This window comes from Novosphingobium arvoryzae (assembly GCF_014652615.1).
Taxonomy (GTDB): domain Bacteria; phylum Pseudomonadota; class Alphaproteobacteria; order Sphingomonadales; family Sphingomonadaceae; genus Novosphingobium; species Novosphingobium arvoryzae.
This window is the reverse complement of record NZ_BMZD01000013.1, coordinates 26196-47570: the sequence shown is the minus strand read 5'-3', so window position 1 is coordinate 47570 and position 21375 is coordinate 26196. Positions and strand designations below refer to the sequence as shown.

22 protein-coding genes are annotated in these 21375 nt (G+C 67.2%); 14 read left to right on the top strand and 8 right to left on the bottom strand.

Annotation, left to right across the window (positions count from 1 at the left end; genetic code table 11):
* On the top strand, positions 1 to 818 hold an 818-nt coding region (locus tag IE113_RS15715; RefSeq protein ID WP_308430084.1), incomplete at its 5' end, for an enoyl-CoA hydratase/isomerase family protein.
* A 4-nt stretch (positions 819 to 822) separates the two neighbouring features.
* Here the strand turns inward: IE113_RS15715 and IE113_RS15710 are convergent.
* The 3 genes from IE113_RS15710 to IE113_RS15700 are packed head-to-tail and all read right to left on the bottom strand — an operon-like array spanning position 823 to position 3153.
* Positions 823 to 1599 carry an enoyl-CoA hydratase gene (locus IE113_RS15710; protein WP_189543194.1) on the bottom strand — a complete coding sequence of 259 codons (777 nt, stop codon included), beginning with the start codon at positions 1597 to 1599 and terminating at the stop codon, positions 823 to 825.
* Position 1600: 1 nt separating this feature from the next.
* The gene (locus IE113_RS15705) at positions 1601 to 2365 is read right to left on the bottom strand and encodes an N-acyl homoserine lactonase family protein (RefSeq protein WP_189543192.1); all 765 of its coding nucleotides are present in this window, start codon (positions 2363 to 2365) and stop codon (positions 1601 to 1603) included.
* Positions 2365 to 3153: an SDR family NAD(P)-dependent oxidoreductase gene (locus tag IE113_RS15700; protein WP_189543190.1), complete on the bottom strand. Its 789-nt coding sequence runs from the start codon at positions 3151 to 3153 to the stop codon at positions 2365 to 2367. Before IE113_RS15700 ends, IE113_RS15705 begins: the two co-directional genes overlap by 1 nt.
* A 181-nt stretch (positions 3154 to 3334) precedes the next feature.
* Here IE113_RS15700 and IE113_RS15695 point away from each other — a divergent pair, with 181 nt between their 5' ends.
* On the top strand, positions 3335 to 4504 hold the full coding sequence (locus IE113_RS15695; protein ID WP_189543201.1) for an acyl-CoA dehydrogenase family protein: 1170 nt from the start codon (positions 3335 to 3337) through the stop codon (positions 4502 to 4504).
* 6 nt (positions 4505 to 4510) lie between these two features.
* On the opposite strand, the gene IE113_RS15690 is transcribed toward IE113_RS15695, so the two are convergent.
* The 4 genes from IE113_RS15690 to IE113_RS15675 form a co-directional block, all read right to left on the bottom strand.
* Positions 4511 to 5110: a 2-hydroxychromene-2-carboxylate isomerase gene (locus IE113_RS15690; protein ID WP_229822628.1), complete on the bottom strand. Its 600-nt coding sequence runs from the start codon at positions 5108 to 5110 to the stop codon at positions 4511 to 4513.
* A complete protein-coding gene (locus IE113_RS15685; RefSeq protein WP_189543185.1) occupies positions 5110 to 5832 on the bottom strand; it encodes an SDR family NAD(P)-dependent oxidoreductase in 723 nt (240 codons plus the stop codon). Before IE113_RS15685 ends, IE113_RS15690 begins: the two co-directional genes overlap by 1 nt.
* Positions 5829 to 6275, bottom strand: coding sequence for a hotdog fold thioesterase (locus IE113_RS15680; RefSeq protein WP_189543183.1), 447 nt, complete (start codon positions 6273 to 6275; stop codon positions 5829 to 5831). The genes IE113_RS15685 and IE113_RS15680 overlap by 4 nt, the downstream gene beginning before the upstream one ends.
* An 81-nt stretch (positions 6276 to 6356) precedes the next feature.
* Complete coding sequence (locus tag IE113_RS15675) at positions 6357 to 7895, bottom strand: flavin-containing monooxygenase (RefSeq protein WP_189543180.1); 1539 nt, start codon at positions 7893 to 7895, stop codon at positions 6357 to 6359.
* A gap of 211 nt (positions 7896 to 8106) precedes the next feature.
* On the opposite strand from IE113_RS15675, the gene IE113_RS15670 reads away from it, so the two are divergent.
* The 12 genes from IE113_RS15670 (at position 8107) to IE113_RS15615 (ending at position 20396) form a co-directional block, all read left to right on the top strand.
* Positions 8107 to 8862, top strand: coding sequence for a DUF2059 domain-containing protein (locus IE113_RS15670; protein ID WP_189543177.1), 756 nt, complete (start codon positions 8107 to 8109; stop codon positions 8860 to 8862).
* An 82-nt stretch (positions 8863 to 8944) separates the two neighbouring features.
* On the top strand, positions 8945 to 10126 hold the full coding sequence (crtY, locus tag IE113_RS15665) for a lycopene beta-cyclase CrtY (protein ID WP_189543175.1): 1182 nt from the start codon (positions 8945 to 8947) through the stop codon (positions 10124 to 10126).
* On the top strand, positions 10123 to 11634 hold the full coding sequence (locus tag IE113_RS15660; RefSeq protein ID WP_189543173.1) for a phytoene desaturase: 1512 nt from the start codon (positions 10123 to 10125) through the stop codon (positions 11632 to 11634). The genes crtY and IE113_RS15660 overlap by 4 nt, the downstream gene beginning before the upstream one ends.
* The gene (locus IE113_RS15655) at positions 11631 to 12227 is read left to right on the top strand and encodes an LOG family protein (RefSeq protein WP_189543171.1); all 597 of its coding nucleotides are present in this window, start codon (positions 11631 to 11633) and stop codon (positions 12225 to 12227) included. Before IE113_RS15660 ends, IE113_RS15655 begins: the two co-directional genes overlap by 4 nt.
* Positions 12228 to 12245: 18 nt before the next feature.
* Positions 12246 to 13208 (top strand): phytoene/squalene synthase family protein, encoded by a 963-nt coding sequence (locus tag IE113_RS15650; RefSeq protein WP_189543169.1) that lies wholly within the window; start codon positions 12246 to 12248, stop codon positions 13206 to 13208.
* Positions 13209 to 13220: 12 nt separating this feature from the next.
* Positions 13221 to 14114 carry a prephenate dehydratase gene (locus tag IE113_RS15645; protein ID WP_189543168.1) on the top strand — a complete coding sequence of 298 codons (894 nt, stop codon included), beginning with the start codon at positions 13221 to 13223 and terminating at the stop codon, positions 14112 to 14114.
* Positions 14115 to 14171: 57 nt separating this feature from the next.
* Positions 14172 to 14807, top strand: coding sequence for a hypothetical protein (locus tag IE113_RS15640; protein WP_189543166.1), 636 nt, complete (start codon positions 14172 to 14174; stop codon positions 14805 to 14807).
* Complete coding sequence (locus tag IE113_RS15635) at positions 14804 to 16108, top strand: DUF4350 domain-containing protein (RefSeq protein WP_189543164.1); 1305 nt, start codon at positions 14804 to 14806, stop codon at positions 16106 to 16108. The genes IE113_RS15640 and IE113_RS15635 overlap by 4 nt, the downstream gene beginning before the upstream one ends.
* 5 nt (positions 16109 to 16113) lie before the next feature.
* Positions 16114 to 17070 (top strand): AAA family ATPase, encoded by a 957-nt coding sequence (locus tag IE113_RS15630; RefSeq protein ID WP_189543199.1) that lies wholly within the window; start codon positions 16114 to 16116, stop codon positions 17068 to 17070.
* Positions 17071 to 17074: 4 nt separating this feature from the next.
* Positions 17075 to 18409, top strand: coding sequence for a DUF58 domain-containing protein (locus IE113_RS15625; protein WP_189543162.1), 1335 nt, complete (start codon positions 17075 to 17077; stop codon positions 18407 to 18409).
* The gene (locus IE113_RS15620; protein WP_189543160.1) at positions 18409 to 19467 is read left to right on the top strand and encodes a stage II sporulation protein M; all 1059 of its coding nucleotides are present in this window, start codon (positions 18409 to 18411) and stop codon (positions 19465 to 19467) included. The genes IE113_RS15625 and IE113_RS15620 overlap by 1 nt, the downstream gene beginning before the upstream one ends.
* On the top strand, positions 19464 to 20396 hold the full coding sequence (locus IE113_RS15615) for an RDD family protein (RefSeq protein WP_229822626.1): 933 nt from the start codon (positions 19464 to 19466) through the stop codon (positions 20394 to 20396). The genes IE113_RS15620 and IE113_RS15615 overlap by 4 nt, the downstream gene beginning before the upstream one ends.
* A 28-nt stretch (positions 20397 to 20424) precedes the next feature.
* Here the strand turns inward: IE113_RS15615 and IE113_RS15610 are convergent, their stop codons facing one another.
* Positions 20425 to 21357 (bottom strand): isoaspartyl peptidase/L-asparaginase family protein, encoded by a 933-nt coding sequence (locus IE113_RS15610; protein ID WP_229822625.1) that lies wholly within the window; start codon positions 21355 to 21357, stop codon positions 20425 to 20427.
* Positions 21358 to 21375: the final 18 nt, after the last annotated feature.

Genomic DNA, 21375 nt, shown 5'->3' with positions numbered 1-21375 from the left:
AAACCCGGCTGCCCTGCCATCACCGCCTCCGACGCCTCGTCGGCGAAGTGAATCAAATCCGACCTTCAAACGCCAGAGTTTTTCGAGGCGTCCAACTGGTCCTGCTGGAGCGGCGCGGTGCCATTGCGCTGCTGACGCTGAACCGACCGGACAAGCGCAACGCGCTGAATCTCGCCCTGTGGGGTGAACTCGATACGCACCTTAACGCAATCGAGGCTGCGGGCGAGGAGATCGGTGTGGTTGTGCTGCGCGCCGCAGGGTCAGTGTTCTGTGCGGGCAACGACCTGAAGGAGCGAGGAGCGGAGGCTCCGCGCGCGAACTATCAGGCCGGCATTGTCACGCGGTTGGCCAATCTGCCGCATCCGGTGATCGTCGCGGTGCAGGGTGGATGCTTTACCGGCGGGTTGGAACTGGCGCTGGCCGGAGACATCATTCTGGCCGGGGAAAGCGCAAGCTTTGCCGATACGCACGGCCAGTTCGCATTGGTCCCGATCTGGGGGATGAGCCAACGCCTTCCGCGCCGCGTCGGACAGTGGAAGGCCCGTGAGATGAGCTTCACCGGGTTGCCGGTGAGCGGCGCAGAGGCGGCGCGGATCGGGCTGGCCAATCAGTGCGTGCCCGATGCCGAGCTGGCGGCGCTGACGCTGCGCATGGCCGAGGCCATCGCTGCACAAAGCCGCCATTCCGTGCTGGCCTATAAGGCGCTCTACCGGGCGCAGGCCGACCTGCCGCTGGATGCCGGGCTGGCCTATGAAGTGTTCAACACCGCCGGGGTTGGCCCCGACTTTGCCGAGCGGGTCAGCGGCAGGTTCGGCTGAAGGGTCAGACCTGCGCGCGGCCGCGCTCCATCACTGCGCGGCGGCGCGCCTCCACCTCGTCGGCGCTGACCTGGCCATTGGCAGCGCTGGAGCGGCTGTGCTCCAGCGCCATCCCGTCGCCGAAGGACGCGGCATAGCCATCGTCGATCAGTGCCTTGTAGGCGCGGATCATGCCCGGGTCGGCGGTGGCGATTTCCCCCGCCAGTTTCTTTGCCGCTGCCAGCAACTCGTCGGCAGGGACCACGCGGTTGACCAGCCCCCAGGCACACGCTGTCTGCGCATCGAGGAAGTTGCCCGAGAATGACAGTTCCTTGGCCCGGCTGATGCCAATCATCCGCGACAGCTTTTGCGACAGGCCCCAGCCCGGCATGATCCCGACGCGGGCATGGGTATCGGCAAAGCGGGCGTTTTCCGACGCGATCAGGATATCGCAGGCCAGCGCCACTTCGAACCCGCCGGTGATCGCCACGCCGTTGATCGCGCCGATCACGGGCTTCTTGCATTGCTCGATGGCCTTGACCGGATTGGCGAGCGCGTCCTCGGCATTGGCGGCGCCGAGGTTGGAGGTGTCGGCCCCCAGTTCCTTGAGATCGAGACCGGCGGTGAACGCGCGCGTCCCCGCGCCGGTCAGCACCACGGCGCGGATCGAGTCGTCGGCGTTCACTTCCACCATCGCGGCAGCGAGCTCGGCCCGCAGTCCCTTGGACAGCGCATTCATCGCTTCCGGGCGGTTCATTGTTACTACGGCGACCGGTCCGTCGCGTTCAATCGTTACCAGCATGTCAGTTCCCCAAATCGAAGGGCACGCCTTCATGCACGTGCGCCCATTGCTTGCCATCATGGCCATAAAGGATCGTGGTGCCGCCAGCGCGCGCCTTCGCCAGTCGTTCGAACGTGAGCAGGCCCTGCTCCACATCGGCGGTGGCGCGCGGCAGCACCATCACGTCCAGGTTGCGTTCGGTATAACAGCAGTCGCCCGCCAGCAGCACGTCCCCTTTCGCCAGCTTGACGATCACGCTCTGGTGACCGTGGGTATGGCCCCAGGTCGGCACGATCCGGACCGTGCCGTCGCCGAACAGGTCATGTTCGCCGTCGATCAGCTTGATCGGTTGGCCGGTGTCGAAATCCTGCGCTTCATAGAGCTCCGGTTCCGGATTGGCCCGCGCGGCATCCCATTCGCGCCGCTGGATGATGACGCTGGCGTTCGGCAGCAACGCATTGCCGCCGCAGTGGTCGATGTGGAGGTGCGAATTGATGATCCAGTTCACGCTGCCCGGATCGACGGCGATCGCGCGCAGGCGAGTGGCAATGTCCATCCCCTCGAACCACTGCAGCCCGAATTTGTCGGCCGGCAGCGCGTCTGCCAGGTCGCGGCGATAGCGTACCCCCATGCCGGTATCGAACAGCGCCCGGCCACGCGGGTGCTCGATCAGATAGGCCGGAACGGGCCCGCGCAGGTAATCGCCTTCGTCCCCTTCGACGAAGTAACCGGGGCGGCACTGGAACCACCCGCAGTTGAAGGCGTAGAGGCGCAGGCCCTGATCCATCACATCCGGGTCCGCGCGCTTTGCCCGTCGTCGATCCGGATGGTCGCCCCGGTGACGCATTCGCTGGCCGGTGCGACGAGGTAGAGCAGGGTGGAGTCCATCTGCTCCGGCACGGGCACGCGCTTGCGCGGCAGGTGTTCAGCCGGATTTCCGCCCATCCGCGCGAACATTCCATCGGTCATCTCTGAAACGAACATCCCCGGTGCGATGGCGTTGACGTTGATGTTGTAGTGGGCCCATTCCACTGCCAGCGCCTCGGTCATGCGGGCGATGGCGGTCTTGGTCACGGCATAAAGCGCCGCGCCGCCGCCGTCATAGCGGAAGTGCGCGACCGAGCTGATGTTGACGATCCGGCCCGGTTGCTTCGCCGCGATCAGCCGCCGCGCCACTTCGCAGGCCAGGATCCACGGGCCGCGCAGGTTCACGCCCAGCACCTGGTCGATCAGTTCCACGCTCATCTTGTGGGCGCGCTGGGCGTCCGGCATCCCGGCGTTGTTGATCAGGATGTCGACCGTGCCGAAAGCGGCCTCCGCCGCTGCCACGGCGGCGATCACGGAATCGGCGTCGGTCGCATCCATCTGCACGGCCAGCGCCTCGCCCCCGGCCGCCTTGATTTCGGCGGCCAGCGCCTCAAGCCGGTCGATCCGGCGCGCGCAGAGCGCAACCTTGGCGCCTTTGGCGGCCAGCACGCGGGCAAAGCGCGCACCCAGCCCGGACGATGCGCCGGTGACGAGTGCCACGCGGCCGGTCAGGTCATCGCTGGTATAAGGCAGGGGGTAATCGGTCATGTCAGTTGCTCCAATGGCCAGTAGAGTTTCCCGTGAGGGGCGGGGCGTCCCCGGCAAATTGCCCGGCTTGGTCGAACATGCTGGATTTCCCCGTCCCGTTGTGCTTGGCGAAAATTCAATCGCGCGATTAAATTGCACGATGAACGGCCAGACCGGCCTTGGCAAGCAGGGGAATGCAGCGATGATCTCAAGCCGCGCACTGGAAATCGGGGAACGCGTCGAACGCTTTGTGCGCGATGTGGTGATCCCTTACGAAACCGATCCCCGGCGGGACCATCACGGCGCACCGCTGGATGAACTGGTCGATGAAATGCGTGACAAGGCGCGCGCGGCGGGGGTGCTGACCCCGCATATCTTCCCCGATGGCGGCCACCTGACCCAGCTGGAAACCGCCTATGTCCTGCAGAAGTCCGGCCTTTCGCCGCTGGGGCCGCTGGCGGTCAACACCATGGCCCCGGACGAAGGCAACATGTACCTGCTGGGCAAGGTCGGCAGCGCCGAGATCAAGGAACGGTTCCTGAAGCCGCTGGTCGAAGGCCGCGCCCGCAGCGCGTTTTTCATGACCGAACCGGCGCTGGAGGGCGGGGCGGGCAGCGACCCGTCGATGATGCAGACGACTTGCCGGATGGACGGCAACCACTGGGTCATCAATGGCCGCAAGGCGTTCATCACCGGCGCGGAAGGCGCCAAGGTGGGCATCGTCATGGCCAAGGCGGAGCAGGGTGCCTGCATGTTCCTGGTCGACCTGCCCAATCCGGCGATCCGGATCGAGCATGTGCCCAACACCATCGACAGCTCGATGCCGGGCGGCCACGCCACAGTGGTCATTGAAAACCTGCGCGTGCCCGCTGACCAGATGCTGGGCGAGGCGGGTGAGGGCTTCAAGTATGCCCAGATCCGCCTGTCCCCGGCGCGCCTGTCGCACTGCATGCGCTGGCACGGCTGCTGCGAACGCGCGCACGAAATCGCTAGTGATTATGCCAACCGCCGTTCGGCCTTTGGCAAGCAGCTGATCGACCATGAGGGCGTCGGCTTCATGCTGGCGGAAAACCTGATCGACCTGAAGCAGGCCGAACTGATGATCCGGTGGTGCGCGCAGGTGCTCGATACCGGCTCGCTCGGCACGGTCGAAAGCTCGATGACCAAGGTTGCGGTGTCCGAGGCGCTGATGCGGATCGCGGATCGCTGCGTGCAGGTGATGGGCGGAATGGGCGTGACCGACCACACCATCGTCGAGCAGATCTTCCGCGAGGTCCGCGCGTTCCGGATCTATGACGGCCCGACCGAAGTTCACAAGTGGAGCCTGGCGAAGAAGATCAAGCGCGACTGGAAAGCGGCGCAGACCGGTTGAAGCGGCTCAGCCGCCTGCCGCTTCCACCACGTCGCGCAGGCGGTCCTTGCCGAACCACATTTCGTTGCCGAGGAAGAAGGTCGGCACACCGAATGCCCCGCGCGCCGCAGCGGCTTCGGTGTTGGCAACCAGTTCGGCCTTGACCGCATCGTCCTGCACCAGCGCGCCCAGCGCCGCAGCATCAAGGCCAGCTGCGCTGACCGTTTCGGCCCAGATCGCCGGATCGTCGAGCTTCAGCCCGTCTTCCCACAGCCCCTTGAACATCGCCTCGCGGTAGGCGGCCCCGCAGCCCAGCCGCTCGGCCGCGATCGCGCCGCGCATCGCCAGCAGGGTATTGACCGGGAAGTGCGGGTTGAGCCGGAAGCCGGTGATCCCGTGGCGGGCCATGAAGCGGTCCATTTCCAGCCGGTCATAGGCCACCTTGGCCTCGACATGGCCATAGACCAGCATCGGCGGCTTGTTTCCGGTGGCCTTGAACAGCCCGCCCAGCAGCACCGGGACGTGGCGAAAGCGGACTTTGCCCTGAGCTTCGATGGCGGGAATGGCCCGCTGCACGAACCAGGAATTCGGCCCGCCGAAATCGTAGATGAATTCAATCTCGGTCATCACCATGTCTCTCCGTAGGGGCGGATTTCCTGCTCGAAGGTCCAGGCCGCGCTCGGCTGGCTGTAGAGCGCCCAATAGGCCTCGGCCACGGCTTCGGGCGGCATCAGCAGATCGGGCTGGGCGGCAAGCGCTTCGGCACCGATCCGCTCGATCACGCGCTGGCGAACCCAGGCGGTATCGACGCCGGCGTCAATCACCAGATGGGCCACATGCAGCCCCTGCGGCCACAGTTCCCGCGCGGCGGATTGTGCCATGGCGCGCAGCCCGGCCTTGGCGGCGGCAAATGCGCTGTAACCGGGATTGCCGCGCAGGCCGGCCGTGGCCCCGGTGACGAAAATCTTGCCTGCGCCGCGCGGCGCCATGATCCGCGCGGCTTCGCGCACGGTCACGAACCCGGCGAAGCAGGCCATTTCCCAGACCTTGCGGAACACCCGGTCGGTGGTGTCCAGCAGTGGGAACTGCACGTTGGCGCCGACGTTGAAAATCACCAGCGCCAGCGGGGCGATTGTCTCCGCTTCGGCCAGAAACGCGGCGACATCGTCAGGCTCGCGCGCATCAAGCGAGCGTCCGGTGACAGTCCCGCCCAGCAGCGGGGCCAGTTTGTCACCATTGCGGCGTCCGGCGTGAACGGCAAAGCCCTGAGCGGCAAACTTGCGCACGATGGCGGCGCCGATGTGGTCGCCCGCGCCCAGCACCGCGACCGACTGGGTCGGCGCGGTCACTTGCGCTCCAGCGCGATCACCGCGACGGTGAAGCGCGACAGGCAGACCAGTTTCCCGCCTTCATCCTCGATCCGGATGGTCCAGACCTGCGTGGTGCGCCCCATCGATTCGGCGCGCGCAGTGGCGTAGACGAAGCCGTCATAGGCCGGGCGGATGTGGTTGGCGTTGATCTCCATGCCGACGCCGACAAACTTCGTGCGATCAACGCACCAGCCCGCCGCGACCGATCCCACCGTTTCGGCAAAGGCCACCGATGCCCCGCCGTGAAGCCGCCCGAACGGCTGGCGCGTGCGCTCATTGACGGGCATCCGCGCACGGATCCAGTCATCGCCGCAGTCGATGAACTCTACGCCCAACCAGCCGTTCATCGAACCGGCCCCGCCCTGCGTCATGGCTTCAAGATCGGGGCGCGTCCCGCCCCACCAGATTGATGCGTTGCTCATGGCAACTGGTTCTGGCGGAAAGCGGGACGCGTGTAAACGGGAGGAAGGGTTGATCCGAAACCTCAGCTTCGGATCAGCCAGTTACGCGGCGACCGGCTCCTTCGCCTTCGATCCGGCGCGGACGCCGTCATAGACGAATTCGCTGCCTTCCAGATTGGTCTTGGGAATCTCGTCCTTTTCGGCCCAGTAATCCTGATTGTGCCGCCATTCGGGCTTGTCCCCCCGGCGCGGCATCTGGTCCAGCCCGCGAACGAGATAGCCCGGGTTGAAGTTGTCGCTTTCGATCCAGGGCAGCAGTTCCATCCCCTGATCCTCGTCCCGCAGGGCGACATCGACACGGCTGACGCCCTTGGCGTCCATGTGGTTGAGCAGGTTGCAGACGAAATCGCCCAGCATGTCCACGCGCAGCGTCCAGCTGGCACGGAAATAGCCCATCACCCAGACGAGGTTGGGCACGCCGGTGAACATCATCCCGCGATAGTTGACCGTCTTCGACCAGTCGACCGGGGTACCATCCACGCTGAAGGGAATGTCGCCCATCACCGACAGGCGGAAACCGGTGCAGGCGACGATGATGTCGGCCTCGATCTCGTCACCCGATGCGGTGCGCACGCCCTTCTCGGTGAAAGTGTCGATCGTGTCGGTGTAAACGGTCAGCTTGCCCTGCGCGGCGGCCTGGAAGATATCGCCATTGGGGCAGAACGCCAGCCGCTGCTGCCAGGGGCGATACCTGGGCGTGAAGTGCGGCTCGAACTCGAAGTCCGGCTTGCCGCTGAACGCGCGGACCAGTTCCTTCAGATCCTCGAACACGGCATCGGGTTCCTCGATGCAGCGCTTGGTCATCTGGTCCTGATCATACATGATCTGCTTGCGCACGACGTGGTGGATGATCTCTTCCTCCACGCCCACTTCGCGCAGCCGGTCGGCCAACTCGTTCTTGTTCTCGCTGCAGAAGAAATACGTGGGCGAGCGTTGCAGCATCGTCACGTGCGCGGCCTTTTCGGCGAAGGCCGGAATGACGGTGGCGGCGGTCGCGCCCGAACCGATCACCAGCACGCGCTTGCCGGTATAGTCGATCGAGGGGTCCCACTTCTGCGCATGGATGAACAGGCCCTTATACCGGTCCATCCCCGCCCAGTCCGGGATATAGGGCGTTTCGTGATCGTAATAGCCCTGGCACATCCAGAGGAAGTTCGCGGTAAACGTCACGGCCGCGCCATCGGCCTTGCGCACGGCCTGGACCGTCCAGAGGTTGTCCTTGCTGGACCAGTTGCAGCCGGTGATGCGGTGGCCGTAATGGATGTGCTGGCCGATCCCGTTCTCCTCGATCACCTCACCCATGTACTTCAGGATTTCCTCGGCACTGGCGATGGGCGCGCCGACCCACGGCTTGAACCGGTATCCGAAGGTATAAAGGTCTGAGTCCGAACGGACCCCGGGATACTTGTGCGTCTCCCAGGTCCCGCCGAAGGTGTCCTTCATTTCGAGGATGGCGTAGCTTTTGCCGGGGCACTGCTGCTGCAGGTGATAGGCCGATCCGATGCCCGAAATGCCTGCGCCGACGATCAGCACGTCAACGTGTGTGGACGGATCTGGGGCCTGAACTGCTGCTGTTGCCATCACTCTCTCTCCGGTTGTGTTGCCACTGGCGCTATTACGCCATTGAAGTCAGTTTCGACTCGAAACGCGATTGAAACATTGACCGCGATCAAGCGCAACTGCCAAGCGCGGCAGGCTGCGGATTGCGTGGTGCGCCTGCTCCAAAAGGCTTGGCATCACAGGGACTTGTGTTAGGCAGGATCAATCTTTCCCGCCGGAGCCACAACCGACCATGCCCCGTTTCGCGCCTGCCATCGCCGTTCTGCTTGCCTGCGCCCCGTTGGCGGCCCTGCCGGTTCATGCGGCCGATGTGCCGGCCGCCGCGCCAGTTGCGGTCGATCCATTCGAGGATATCTATGCCGCCATCCAGGAATCGGCGGACATGGAGCGTCAGCTTGATCAGCTGTCGGCCACGATCGCGGAGCAGATCGCCAGTGCCGATACCAGCCTGGCCATTGCCGAGGCGCGCTATCCGGGGCTGTCGAAAGCGATGGTGGCCGGGTTCCGGCCCGTTCTGGCCGGGTATTCGGCCCGCGTGCGCGAAAGCTTTCGCCCGCGCATGATCGCGGTGTTCCGCGACAAGCTGAGCGCAAGCGAGGCGCGCGACGTGGCCGCGTTCTATCGCTCGCCGATGGGCAAGCGGCTGCTGGGCGGGGTGGTCGAAAGCTTTGATGCCAAGGCCACCATCACCAGCGCGCTGAAGGACAAGGAAGTCAGCGCCGCGGCGGTTCAGGCAGATACCGATGCCGCCGTGCGCGGCGCGCTGGCGCAGTTCACGCAGGACGATTTCGCGGCGCTGGGCGAACTGGCGCGGCGCCAGCCCGGCCTGATGAAGCTGGGCGCGATTGGCGAGGCGCTCGGCCCGATCCGCGCTGAAATGGAAAACCAGCCGCTGACCGATGCGGAGCAGCAGGCGTTGAGCGATTCGATCGTTGCCTCGCTCGACAAGCATATTTCCGCTGCCGAGGCCAAGGCTGCGGGCAAATAAGCGGCAGTCTCGCGCCGTCGGGCCGAAATGCGGTAGTGCTTTGGATTGCGGCAAATCGCGCCAGCGCCTAAGTCTGCGCGCGATGAATGGTGGCAGGCATGATTTTGCGATCCTGGGCGGCGGGCTGGCCGGTGGGCTGACAGCGCTGGCGCTGCACCGCGCGCGGCCCGATCTGTCGCTGTGCCTGCTGGAACAGGGTGAAACGCTGGGCGGCAATCACCGGTGGAGCTGGTTTGCGACCGACCTCTCCACTGCGGGCACCAACCTGCTGGCACCGCTGCGCCAGACCCGCTGGGACCAGGGCTATGACGTGCGCTTTCCGGCCCATGCCCGCACTCTTCAGGCGCGCTACAACTCGCTGTCGTCCGAGGATTTCGACGCCGGACTGCGGCGCGAACTGCCTGCTGGCACAATCCGCACCCGCGCCGTGGTCGAAACGGTGGAGCCGGGCAGCGTCCAGCTGGCCAGTGGCGAGACCATTCGCGCCCGCGCGGTGATCGATTGCCGGGGCATCACGGCCGCGCCGGAACTGACCGGCGGCTGGCAGGTGTTCATGGGCCGCCATTTGCGCACGGCCCGCCCGCACGGGCTGACCCGTCCGGTCATCATGGACGCCGCCGTGGCCCAGCACGGGGCCTATCGCTTTGTCTATGTCCTGCCGCTGGCCCATGACGAGTTGTTCGTGGAAGACACCTATTACGCTGACAGCCCCGCGCTGGATCGGCGGGTGCTGGCCAGCCGGATCCAGGCCTATTGCGACGCACAGGGCTGGGAAGGCGACATTCTGGGCAATGAAACCGGGGTGCTGCCGGTTGTTACCGGTGGCAATTTTGCCGCGTTCCAGGCCGCGCACCGCATTCCCGGCGTGGCCGTGGCGGGATCGCGCGGCGGGTTCTTTCATCCGCTCACCAGCTACAGCCTGCCGCAAGCGGTCGACACCGCGCTGGCCATCGCTGACGATGCCGATCTGCCGGGCGCGCAACTGGCCGCCCTGATCGAAGCCCGCGCCACCGCCCACTGGCGCGCCACCCGTTTTTACCGCCAACTTGGCGCCATGCTGTTCGGAGCAGCACTTCCAGAGGAACGTTACCGCGTGTTCGAACGCTTTTACCGCCTGAGCGAACCCCTGATCGAGCGGTTCTATGCCGCCCGGTCCACCCCGCTGGACAAGGCCCGCGTGCTGTGCGGCAAACCGCCGGTGCCGATTGGCCGGGCGCTCCAAGCCCTGCGCACTCCCGGCACTCCGCTGGAGATCGCGGCATGAGCGCGCTGGCCCCGCTCGACCCGCACGCCCCGCGCCGCGCCTGCGTGATCGGCGCCGGCTTTGGCGGCCTGGCGCTGGCGATCCGCCTGCAGAGCGCCGGCATCCAGACCACCGTGATCGAAGCGCGCGACAAGCCCGGTGGGCGCGGATACCACTGGGAAAAGGACGGCTTCACGTTCGATGCCGGGCCGACCGTCATCACCGATCCGGCCTGCCTGCAGGAACTGTGGGCGCTGTCGGGCCACGATATCGCCGAGGACGTCGAACTGATGCCGGTCATGCCGTTCTATCGGCTGAACTGGCCGGACGGCACCAACTTTGACTATTCCAACGACGAAGCCAGCCTGACCCGCGAAATTGCCCGCGTCGCCCCAGGCGATCTGGCCGGGTACGAGGAATTCCTGCGCTATTCCGCCGGGGTATTCGAGGAAGGCTACGTCAAGCTGGGCCACGTGCCCTTCCTGGACTTCGCCAGCATGATCAAGGCCGCGCCCGCGCTGGCCAAGTATCAGGCGTGGCGCAGCGTCTATTCGATGGTTTCCAGCTTCATCAAGAGCGAGAAGCTGCGCGAGGCGCTGAGTTTCCATACCCTGCTGGTCGGCGGCAATCCGATGACCACCAGTTCGATCTATGCCCTGATCCACAAGCTGGAAAAGGACGGCGGCGTGTGGTGGGCCAAGGGCGGGACCAACCAGCTGATCGCCGGGATGGTGAAGCATTTCGAGCGGATCGGTGGGAAGGTGCGGCTGCACGATCCGGTGGTCCACATCCACACCGTCGGCAACCGTGCGACCGAGATCGAAACGCAGAGCGGCTGGAAGGAACGCTTCGACGCGGTCGCCAGCAATGCCGATATCATGCACACCTATCGCGAGTTGCTGTCCGGCAATCCGCGCGGGCAGCAGGCGGCGCGCAGCCTGGCGCGCAAGCGGTTCTCGCCCAGCTTGTTCGTGGTCCACTTCGGGCTGGAAGGCACCTGGCCGGGCATCCCGCACCACATGATCCTGTTCGGTCCGCGCTATAAGGGCCTGCTGGACGACATCTATGAACACGGCGTGCTGCCGCAGGACTTCTCGATCTACCTGCACCACCCGACCGTGACCGATCCCAGCGTGGCCCCGCCGGGCAAATCGACGTTCTATGCGCTGATCCCGGTCGCCAATCAGGGTAAGCTGCCGATTGACTGGGAAACGGTCGGGCCGATGCTGGAAAAGCGCATCCTGGACGAAGTCGGGCGGCGGCTGATCCCGGACATTCACGACCGGATCGTCACCAAGTTCCACTATGCCCCGCGCGATTTCGCGCTGGACCTCAACGCCTACATGGGCAGCGCCTTCAGCCTTGAGCCGATCCTGACGCAAAGCGCGTGGTTCCGCGGCCACAACCGGGATGACAAGATCGGCAACCTCTATCTGGTCGGCGCGGGCACGCATCCGGGCGCGGGGATTCCGGGCGTGGTCGGCAGTGCCAAGGCCACGGCCAAGCTGATGCTGGAGGACCTGCAGTGAAGCGCATCGCGGTCTACTGCGGCTCGGCCTCGCCCGAAGATCCACGCTACATCCAGCTGGCGCACGATGTGGGCCGTACGCTGGCGGAGCGCGGGATCGGCGTGGTCTATGGCGGTGGGCGGCTGGGCCTGATGGGCGCGGTCGCCGCCGGGGCGCTAGAGGCCGGGGGCGAAGTGATCGGGGTGATCCCCGAAGCCCTGGCCGGCGCCAACGGCAAGGGCGGCGAGGTCGCCAATCACGATTGCACCGAACTGCACATCGTTTCGGGCATGCACGAACGCAAGCTGGCCTTCACCAACCTGTCGGACGGGTTCCTGACGATCCCCGGCGGGGTCGGGACGATGGACGAGCTGTGGGAAGCGGTCAGCTGGGCGCAGCTGGGCTATCACGCCAAGCCGGTCGGGCTGCTCAACGCCTTCGGGTTCTACGATCACCTGCTGGCGTTCAACCGCCACATGATCGAGGTGGGCTTCATCCGCCCGGCGCATCAGGGCATCCTGATCGCGGAGGCCGAGCTGGACCTGCTGCTGACCCGCATGGCCGCGCATGAGCCGCACACCCCGATCTTCGCGATGAAGGTGACCGACCTGTGATGCCGACGGGCCGCGCGCATGGCTGACCGGCACGCGCCGTCGCGCACGGCGCTGGTGGCACAGGCGCGCGATTCGATTATGCGCGGATCGAAAAGCTTTGCTGCCGCATCGCGCCTGTTCGATTCGCAAACGCGTGAGCGGGTCTGGCTGCTCTATGCCTGGTGCCGCCGCTGCGACGATCTGGCCGACGATCAGGACCACGGCGGCGTGCTTGGTCCGGCCGCTGGCGCGCAGGACCGGCTGGCGACGATCCGCACCCTGACCGAGCTGGCCTTCGCGGGCGAGGCGACCGGCGATCCGGCGTTTGACGCGCTGGGCGTGGTCGCGCGCGAAACCGGACTGACCCGTGCGATGGCGGACGACGTGATCGGCGGCTTCGCGCTTGACGCCGATGACTGGCGTCCGCGCAGCGAGGCGGACCTGCTGCAATACTGCTTTCACGTCGCCGGGGCCGTCGGCGTGATGATGGCCGTGGTGATGGGCGTGTCCCCGACCGACGAGGACACGCTGGACCGCGCCTGTGACCTCGGCCTTGCCTTCCAGCTCGCCAATATCGCCCGCGATCTGGACGAGGACGATGCGGCGGGGCGCTGCTATCTGCCGCTCGACTGGTTGGTGGAGGCGGACATTCCCCCTGGCGAGCACATGAAGCCGCACTATCGCGGCGCACTCGTGCCGATTGTCGCGCGGATGTGCGCCATGGCGCAGGATTACGAAGTGTCCGCCCGGATCGGCGCGGCGCGGCTGCCGCTGCGCTCGCGCTGGGCAGTGCTCTCCGCCGCTGGCATCTATGGCGCCATCGGGCGCGAAGTGGCGCGGGCAGGCGAACATGCGTGGGACCACCGTGTCACCACCAGCACCGCCGCCAAGCTGGGGTTCGTGGCCAAGGCGCTCGCCCAGTGCCTGCTGCCGCCGCCGGGCAGTGCGCCCGCGCTGCCGTGGACGCGCCGCCAGCTTGCGGAAAGAGCGCGCGCGGCTTAGGGGCTTGGCCCCATGCACAGCTATCCCGCCCCCGCCCAGGCCCGCGTTCAGGAAATGGTTCAGGCCGCCGCTGCCGATCCGGCGCGCGCGGTATCGTTTCAGGGCGCCCCCGGCTGCAACGGCCACCGCGCCGCGCTGGAATACGATCCCGCCTGCTTGCCGCTGCCCTGCTTCAGCTTCGAAGACGCGCTGGACGCGGTGAAGGACGGCAGTGCCGCCCGCGCGATCATTCCGATCGAGAATTCGCAGCATGGCCGCGTGGCCGACATCCACTTCCTGCTGCCCGAAAGCGGGCTGAGCATTGTGGGCGAACACTTCATGGCGATCCGCCACAGCCTGATGGCGCTTGGTGATGGGCCGTTTGCCGCCGCCTATTCGCATCCGCAGGCGCTGGGCCAGTCGCGCGTGTTCCTGCGTACGCGCGGGATCGTGCCGATGGCCTATGCCGACACCGCTGGCGCGGCCGCGTATGTCGCCGAAATGGGCGATCCCGCCGCCGCCGCCATCGCGCCCAAGATCGCCGCCGAACTCTATGGCCTGAAGATCATCGCCGATGACGTGCAGGACGCGTCGGACAACATGACCCGGTTCGTCGTGCTCGCCCCCCAGCCGCTCGATCCCGCTTCGCTGGCCGGGCAGACAACGATGACGACGTTCGTGTTCGAAGTGAAGAACATCCCCGCAGCGCTCTACAAGGCGCTGGGCGGGTTCGCGACCAACGGCGTCAACATGACCAAGCTGGAAAGCTATCAAAAGGGCGCCAGCTTTTCCGCGACCACGTTCTATGCCGATATCGTCGGTGCACCGGGCGATCCGGCGGTCGACCGCGCGCTGGAGGAACTGGCGTTTCATTGCAAGGAGCTGCGGATGCTGGGCACCTATCCGCAGGAACGCGGGCGGGGGTAGGGGCGCGCCGGATTTCCCCGCTTGCTCCGTTGCTTGCGCCGTGCGACCAGTAACCGCGTGACGATCCAGGGAGCACAGGCCGCGCAGGATGCCGCGCGCGATTGGCAGGCGGTGCGGGCCGATGGCTCGATCCAGTATGCCCCGGTCACGATCCCCGACAAGCCGGTCAATGAACCGCCAGAATGGCTGAAAGCACTGGCCGAATGGCTGGAGCCGCTGGGCCGCGCGCTGGGGATGAACTGGCACGTCCTGCAATGGATACTGCTGGGCATCGCGGTGCTGGCGGTGATCTGGCTGGTCTGGCGGATGGTGGAGCCCTTGCTGGCCCGTGTCCGCCCACCCGCTGCCGACGCCGTGCCCGACTGGACGCCCGACCGCGAAGCCGCGCTGGCCTTGCTGGACGATGCCGACGTGCTGGCCGCTGCGGGCCGGTTTGACGAGGCCGCGCACTTGCTGCTGCGGCGCAGCGTCCGCCAGATCGCCGCTGCCCGGCCAGACTGGGTTCACCCTGCCAGCACGGCGCGCGAACTGGCGGCGCTTCCCGCCCTGCCGGACCGCGCCCGCAGTGCCTTTGGCTTGATCGCGGCGCGGGTGGAGCGCAGCCGCTATGCCCTGCGCGCGCTGGATGCCGCCGACTGGCAAGCCGCGCGCGAGGCTTATGCCGCCTTCGCGCTGGAACGGATCGCGGCATGAGCGCGCGGCCCGACAGCCCATTTTCGCCGCGCACCGTGCTGGGGCTGGTGGTGGTCGGCGGCCTCGCGTTTCTGGCGTTCCTCTGGCTGATCGGCGCGGGGCTGACCGGGGGCAATCCCAACGACGGGCAGGCCAGCGTCGGGGGCAAAGGGCTGAACGGCTATGCCGCGATGGCCGATTATCTGGAGCGGCGCGGCTATGCCGTCTCGCGCGTGCAATCGCTCGCCAGCCTGAAGCAGCCGGGCCTGCTGATCCTGACCCCGCCCGCCGATGCCGAAGGCAAGGACCTGGCCGAAGTCGTTACCCGCCGCCGCCTGATCGGTCCGACGCTGATCATCCTGCCCAAGTGGCAGGCGATGCAAGTTGGCCAGCTGAACCCTGCGGCCAAGCCCGGCTGGGTCACGCTGGACGGGGTGCAGATGCCCAACTGGACCGAGTTTTACGACGACATCAGCCTGGACCTGAAGCCGATGCGGGCGGGCGGCAAGGTGGCCAGCTGGCGCGGGCTGGGGACGGGTGGCGACCTGCCATCCAGCGAAAACGTGCTGTCCGGCGCGGGCGATGCGCTGGTGCCGCTGGTAGTCGGGACCGAGGATGGGCGGGTGCTGGCGGGCTATATCGACGATGGCGATTACCCCGCGCTGCGCGAGGCGGCGGAGGGATATGCGCCGGAACCCGATCCCGATACGGTCGACGATACGCTCTATCCGCTGGTCATGGTGTTCGAGCCGGACCTGCTGAGCAATCAGGGCTTTGCGGATGCGCCCAATGCCGTTCTGGCCGAAGCGCTGGTGCGCGAAGTGCTGGACGGCGGGGACAAGATCGTCGCCTTCGACCTGACGCTCAACGGTTATGGCCGCTCGCAGAACCTGCTGACGCTGGCGTTCACCCCGCCGTTCCTCGCCGCCACGCTGTGCCTGTTGCTGGCGGTGCTGGTGATTGGCTGGCGGGCGTTCCACCGGTTCGGCCCGCCGCTGCTGGCCGGGCGCGGGATCGCGTTTGGCAAGCGCGCTCTGGTCGCCAACGCCGCCGCGCTGGTCCGCCGGACCCGGCGCCTGCACCTGATCGGTGCGCCCTATGCCGATGCCGCGCGGGACCGGCTGGCGCGCGCGCTGGCCCTGCCGCATCGGCTGGACGGCCCCGCCACCGAAGCCGCGATTGACCGCGCACTGGCCGCCCGCGCGCCCGACCTTATGCCGTTTTCCGCCGCCGCCGCCGCCCTGCGCGCCGCGCGCCGCCCTGCCGATCTGCTGCGCGCCGCGCAGACGCTCCATTCGCTCGAAAGGACTCTCACCCGATGACCCCAATGACGCTTGCCGATGTCGGCGCGCTGGCCCGCGCGATCCGGGCCGAAGTGGGCAAGGCCGTGGTCGGTCAGGCCGATACGGTCGATGCGCTGCTGGTTGCGCTGCTGGCGCAGGGCCACGTCCTGCTGGAAGGCCCGCCGGGCACCGCCAAGACGTTTCTGGCGCAAAGCTTTGCCGCCAGCCTCGGCCTCGATTTCGGGCGCATCCAGTTCACGCCGGACCTGATGCCGGGGGACATTCTGGGATCAAACCTGTTCAATTTCCAGACCAGCCAGTTCACCCTGACGCGCGGGCCGATCTTCTGCGAGCTGCTGCTGGCCGACGAAATCAACCGCACCCCGCCCAAGACGCAGGCCGCGCTGCTGGAAGCGATGCAGGAACGCCGCGTCACGCTGGACGGCACCGCGCACCCGCTGCCCGCCAGCTTTCTGGTGGTTGCGACCCAGAATCCGATCGAGAGCCAGGGTGTCTATCCCCTGCCCGAAGCGCAGCTGGACCGGTTCCTGTTCAAGCTGCTGGTCCCCTATCCCAGCGCGGCTGAGGAAGCGCGGATCGTGGCGACCTTTGGTGAACGCGCCGGACCGTCGCGCCCGGCTGACCTGGGCGTCAGTGCGGTGGCCAATGCCGATGTGATCGCGGCGGCGGCGCTGGCGGTGAAGGGGGTAACGCTGGCTGACAGTGTGGTCGATTACATCGTGCGCCTGATCCGCGCGACGCGGGAAAGCGCCGACCTGTCATCCGGGGCCAGTCCGCGCGCCGCCGTGCTGTTGGCCAATGCCGCCCGCGCCCGCGCGGCGGTGGATGCGCGCGAATACGTGCTGCCCGACGATGTGAAGGCGCTCGCCCCCGCCGTGCTGCGCCACCGCCTGCTGCTGTCGCCAGCGGCAGAGATCGAAGGCAAGCAGGTGGAAACGCTGGTCGCCGACCTGATCGCCGCGACCGAGGCACCGCGCTGAAGCGATGCCCCTGCGTCCCGCCCTGATCCCAACGGCGCGCGCGGCCTGGCTGGTGGCCGGTGCTGCACCCGTGGCGCTGCTGATTGCCGCGCTGGCGCCCGGTGCATGGGTAATCGCGCCGGGGATCGGGCTGGTACTGGTGCTGCTGGTCCTGTTCGACGCGCTGCTGGCGGGGCAAGTGGAGGACGTCGCGCTGAGCCTGCCTGCGGATAGCGAGGTCGGCGGCGATAGCTGGCTCACGGTGGGGGCGCGGTTCCGGCAGGGCAGCCCGCATCAGGTTGAGGCGGCGCTGGCCAGCGATGACCGGCTGCTGTCCGGCGGGCGCGGCACCGTTCCGCTGGCAGCACCGGAACAGGCGGGCGATGGCTGGCGCGGGACGCTGCACTTCCGCCCCAACCGGCGCGGGACGGGCGCGGTGGAGCGGCTGTGGCTGCGCTGGACCGGGCCGCTGGGCCTTGGCGCGCGGCAGGTGTCGTGCGGCGTGGCGGCGCAGATGCGGGTCTGGCCGAACCTCGCCCCGGTCCGCTCCCCCGCGCTGCAGGCGTTCCTGAAAGACGCGCAGGTTGGCCTGATCGCGCGGCGGATGCGCGGCGAAGGCACCGTGTTCGAGGCGCTGGCCGAATACGAACCGGGTATGGATCGCCGGCGGATCGACTGGAAATCCAGCGCCCGCCATGCCCAGCTTTACGCCAAGGAGTTCGAGGCGGAGCGCAACAACCAGATCGTCTTCGCGTTCGATTGCGGGCAGGCGATGTGCGAGCCGGTGGACGGCCTCGCCCGGATCGACCGCGCCGTTACCGCCGCGCTGACCACGGCTTATGTCGCGCTGAAGGCGGGGGACCGGATCGCGCTGTTCGGGTTCGCCGCGCGGCCGGAAGTGTTCACGCCCTTCGTCACCGATGCACGCGATTTTGCCCGCCTGCAATCCGCCGCCGCAGCGCTGGATTACCATGCGCAGGAACCCAACTTCACGCTGGCGCTGGCGACTCTGGCCGGGCGGCTGAAGCGGCGCAGCCTGGTGGTGGTGTTTTCCGACTTCACCGATCCGACCAGCGCGCAACTGATGATCGAGAGCATCGGGCGGCTGACCGCGAAGCATCTGGTGCTGTTCGTGACCATGGCCGATGCCGAACTGGACGGAATCGCCGCGCAGCGCCCCGGCGACATGCAGGATCTGGCGATGGCCGCGACCGCCGATGCCCTGCTGCGCCAGCGCGCGCTGGTGCTGTCCCGCCTGCGCGCGCTGGGCGTGGACGTGATCGAGGCGCCGCATGACCGGATCGGCACGCGGCTGATCGACGCCTATCTGGCGATCAAGCGCAAGGGAGCGATCGGCTGATGGCGTTCTTCGGACTGCTCGGCGGGGAAGCCGCCGCCAGCGATGCGGCGATCGAAGCCGCTGCACTGCGTTCCGACCGGTTCCGGCAGGAGCGCGAGGGCGACTGGAAGCGGCTGGAAGCCATCGTCACCCGGATGGAAGCGGGGCGCTGGCGGCGGCTGTCGGATGAGGACGTGCTGGCACTGCCGGTGCTCTATCGCACGGTTGCCTCCAGCCTGTCGGTTGCGCGGGAAACCTCGCTCGATTCGGCGACGCTGGCCTATCTGGAGGCGCTGGTGCAGCGCGCGTGGTTTCTGGTCTATGGCCCGCGCACCACGCTGGCGGGCTGGCTGGCGCGGTTTCTGGGCGGCGAATGGAGCCGCGCGGTGCGGGCGATCTGGCCGGAGCTGCTGGTCGCTTTCGCAGTGATGGCGGCGGGCACGCTGGTCGGCTGGCTGCTGGTGAGCAGTGATCCCGACTGGTATTACGCGCTGGTCCCCGGCCAGTTTCAGGATGCCCGCGTGCCGGGTGCCACGCGGGAAGTCTTGCAGGGTACGCTGTTCGGCAGCGCGCAGGATGACGGGCTGTCGATGTTTGCCGCCTATCTGTTCAGCCACAACGCCGGGGTGGCAATCATGTGTTTCGCGCTGGGCTTTGCGTTCGGCGTGCCGCCGCTGCTGCTGCTGGTGCAGAACACCGCGACGCTTGGGGCGATGGTGTGGCTGTACCATGACAAGGGGCTGGCGACGGACTTCATCGGCTGGCTTTCGATCCATGGCACGACCGAGCTGCTGGCGATCCTGCTGGCGGGGGCGGCGGGGCTGCATGTGGGCCGGTCGATGGCCTTTCCCGGCACGCGCGGGGTGATGCAGGCCGTGGCCGAAGCTGGCCAGCGCGCTGCCGTGGTCATGGCGGGCGTGGTGCTGATGCTGGTGGTGGCCGGAATGCTGGAAGGGTTCGGGCGGCAACTGGTGGACGATACCACCGGGCGTTACATCATCGGCTATTCGATGCTGGCGATCTGGCTGGCCTATTTCTTCGCGTTCCGCCGCACGCCTTCGGGCAGCGAGGCAGCATGAGCGTGGGTGCAGCCAGCATGACGGCGAAGATCGACCGGCGGCGGGTGATGATCACGCCCGAAGGGATCGCCCTGCCGGTCATGGTCGGCAGCCGGGGCAGCCGGCTGGGCGCGCTGCTGCTCGACCTGCTGTTCATCGTGGTGCTGATGATCTCGACCACGCTGCTGCTGGCGTATCTGGGGTCAGGCGTGGACGATCTGCGCAGCGAGGCGCTGGCCAAGGGTGACAAGGCGGTTGCGCGGGCCAGCGAGTTCCTGGTGGTGCTGTGGATCGCGGTGATGTTCCTGTTTCGCCACGCCTATTTTCTGTTTTTCGAACTCGGCCCGCGCGGGACGACGCCGGGCAAGCGGCTGACGGGCCTGCGCATTGCCGCGCGCGATGGGGGGCGGCTGACCACGGAAATGGTGCTGGCGCGCAACCTGCTGCGCGATATCGAGCTGTTCCTGCCGGTGGCGATGATCGTCACCAACAGCGGAGCGGACAACATGGGCGCGGCCGGGGTGGCGGCGACGGTGTGGTTCCTGGTGTTCGGCCTGTTTCCGTTCTTCAACCGGGATCGGCTGCGCGCGGGCGATCTGGTGGCGGGAACCTGGGTGGTCGAAGCGCCCCGGCGCAAGCTGGAAGCGGTGCTGTCCACCACGCCGACCGCTGCCAGCGGCCACAGCGCGGCGACTGGCGCGCAGTATCGTTTTGGCGAGGCGGAGCTGGCGGTTTACGGCGAGTTCGAGTTACAGACGCTGGAGCGCGTCCTGCGCGAAAACCGCCCAGAGGCACTGGTCGCGGTCCACACCGCGATCTGCCGCAAGATCGGCTGGGAACCCGGCGCGGGGGATGAGCGGGCGTTTCTGGAAGCCTATTACACCCAGCTGCGGGCGCGGCTGGAATCCGGCATGCGGCTGGGCCAGCGCAAGGCGGACAAGCACGGGTAAAGCAACCCGCGCTTGTCCGCCCGGCAGGTCAGTCCTTGAACACCGCGACTTCCTTGACCCCGGCGCTGGTCGCGCGGCCGCGGTACATGCCCGGCGTGTTGAAGCTGAAGATCGCCTCACCCTTGGGCGTCACCACGATCACACCGCCATCGCCGCCCAGTGCCGCGACATTGGCCATCACCGTGTCGGCGGCCTGCTGCGGCCCTTCGCCGGTAAAGCGCATCCGCGCGCAGATTTCGTGCGCCACGCCTTCGCGGATGAAGAATTCGCCCGCCCCGGTCGCGCTGATCGCGCAGGCGCGGTTATCGGCATAAGTGCCCGCGCCGATGATCGGGGAATCGCCGATCCGGCCCCAGCGCTTGCCGGTCAGCCCGCCGGTGGAGGTCGCGGCGGCGACGTTTCCCGCCGTATCGACCGCTACCGCGCCGACCGTGCCGTATTTCAGGTCCACGTCGAACCAGCCCAGCTTCCTGGCCTTCAGTTCCTCCAGCTGGCGCCAGCGTTCGGGCGTGGCGAAGTAATCGGGATCGACCATTTCCAGCGCCTGCTCGCGCGCGAATTCCTCTGCCCCTTCGCGGGAGAGGAACACGTGCGGGCTTTTTTCCATCACGGTGCGCGCGGCGGTGATGGGGTGCTTGATGTGGGTGATGCCGGTCACCGCCCCGGCGGCGCGGGTGCGCCCGTCCATGATCGCGGCGTCGAGCTCGTTCACGCCGTTATAGGTGAACACCGCGCCGCGCCCGGCGTTGAAGTGCGGGTCGTCCTCCAGCACCTTCACTGCCGCTTCCACCGCATCGAGGCTGGTCCCGCCTTCGCGCAGCACTTTGCTGCCGGCTTCCAAAGCGAACGCCAGCGCGGCCTTGTATTCTGCTTCTTTCTCCGGCGTCATCTTTTCGCGCGACATCGTGCCGGCGCCGCCGTGGATGGCCAGGCTCCAGGTGGGAGCGGCGGGTTGGGTCATGGAAGGTCCTTCTTTTGC